1 protein-coding gene is annotated in these 335 nt (G+C 69.6%); it reads left to right on the forward strand.

The genetic code is table 11. From position 1 onward, the window contains the following. Positions 1-140: 140 nt before the first annotated feature. A partial coding sequence (locus IF73_RS0137210; protein ID WP_031016017.1) for an ATP-binding cassette domain-containing protein occupies positions 141-335 on the forward strand: 195 nt, incomplete at its 3' end.

A 335-nucleotide genomic window follows, 5' to 3' on the forward strand; every position in this document is an offset into this window, starting at 1 on the left:
CGCATCCACAACACCCTCCAGAACGCCAAGGGCACCGGCGCCGACCTCACCATCCACGCCACCACCTCCCACGGCGACATCACCGCCCACGCCAACTGACCGCCCCCACCGCTTCCGAAGAACCGAGGAGAACCCCCGTCATGACGCACCCCGCGATCGCGGCGAACGGTCTGCGCAAGTCGTACGGCGACAAGGTCGTCCTCGACGGAGTCGACCTGACCGTCCCCGAGGGCACGGTCTTCGCCCTGCTGGGTCCGAACGGCGCCGGCAAGACCACCGCCGTGAAGATCCTCTCCACCCTCGTCTCCGCCGACTCCGGCCAGGCGTCCGTCGCC

The organism is Streptomyces sp. NRRL F-5727 (genome assembly GCF_000719555.1).
Taxonomy (GTDB): domain Bacteria; phylum Actinomycetota; class Actinomycetes; order Streptomycetales; family Streptomycetaceae; genus Streptomyces.